We start from the raw sequence: 1,097 nt of genomic DNA, 5'->3' as shown, positions 1-1,097 counted from the left end.
CTGAACTAGCTTAGCAACTAGACCACTTCTAAGAATAGATTCTTAGTGTTGCACTTGATTTGACAATTGAGGAAAAAAATAATTCCCAAAAATAGGCTTTCTTTTGAATAAATTTAATCACGTCAACCTTGCACTTGTTTTTAACTTTTCCACAGGAATTTCAAAATTAAAGAAGTCCTCGATTTAAATTTCATTAATGAAATTTTCTGGATTTAATACAACGATTTTTCAAAACGGCCAATAGGGTATACCCTATTGGCCTTTTTTGATCCATTATCAATGGCTTTTTAAATTAGGGCCTAGTACTTTTGGAATGGAAATACTTTCCAACACCAAAAATTCTAGACCCGATAAAATTAGTGATTTCCTGATAATTGAATGGGATATTGGTGGTGTTAATATGAGGAATCATGGTCAATATCTGATTATGATCAATAGGGATCATACCAACGTAGAAGTTGTTTAAATCAATAACGGTCAAAGAATTAGGAACACGCAGTTTAAGCGCTTCTTGGGCTAAAGCTTTCATATTATAGGCATTATTATCAGATATTAAAGTAATATCACTGCCTTCACAAAGGTAGAAATCTGCTGAAGCAACATTACCAAGTAGCTGAAAAGTTGACTGATTCATGATATCTCCCTGACTATTTACAAAAAAGTGCTTTATTTTGCAGAATTAGGCATGTCATTCTTGTTCTACGAGTATATAATTAAAAAAAGGTTAGAGCTCAATATAATTGAGCGGGAAGAAGTTTATAAAGGAAGAAATTAAAAATAGGTTAGCTCAATATAATTGAGCGGGAAGGAATTTATAATGGGAGAAAAGAAATTACATTATAAAATGTATAAAGATGGCAAAAAATTCGTTTTTGCCGCAATTGCTACACTGTCTTTTTTTGTCTTCGGTGGGGTATCAACGGTAGCAGTTCATGCTGATACCACCTCAGGGAACTTAACTGCCGCCACTGTAAACAGCACTAGTGATACGAAGAGGGCTGCTCAATCAGCAGCTACTGTAGCAAGCAGTGCCAGTGATACGAAGAGTGCTGCTCAATCAGCAGCTACTGCAGTAAGCAGTGCCAGTGATACGAAGA

At 35.2% G+C, this 1,097-nt stretch carries 2 protein-coding genes; one reads left to right on the top strand and one right to left on the bottom strand.

Annotated features, from left to right (window positions below):
* Positions 1-292: 292 nt before the first annotated feature.
* Complete coding sequence (locus FFM77_RS13935) at positions 293-634, bottom strand: hypothetical protein (RefSeq protein ID WP_014919559.1); 342 nt, start codon at positions 632-634, stop codon at positions 293-295.
* A gap of 183 nt (positions 635-817) precedes the next feature.
* On the opposite strand from FFM77_RS13935, the gene FFM77_RS13930 reads away from it, so the two are divergent.
* A partial coding sequence (locus FFM77_RS13930; protein WP_171001653.1) for a KxYKxGKxW signal peptide domain-containing protein occupies positions 818-1,097 on the top strand: 280 nt, incomplete at its 3' end.

It is taken from the genome of Lactiplantibacillus songbeiensis (genome assembly GCF_005405125.1).
In the GTDB taxonomy this organism is placed as follows: domain Bacteria; phylum Bacillota; class Bacilli; order Lactobacillales; family Lactobacillaceae; genus Lactiplantibacillus; species Lactiplantibacillus songbeiensis.
This window is presented reverse-complemented; position numbering and strand designations above follow the sequence as displayed.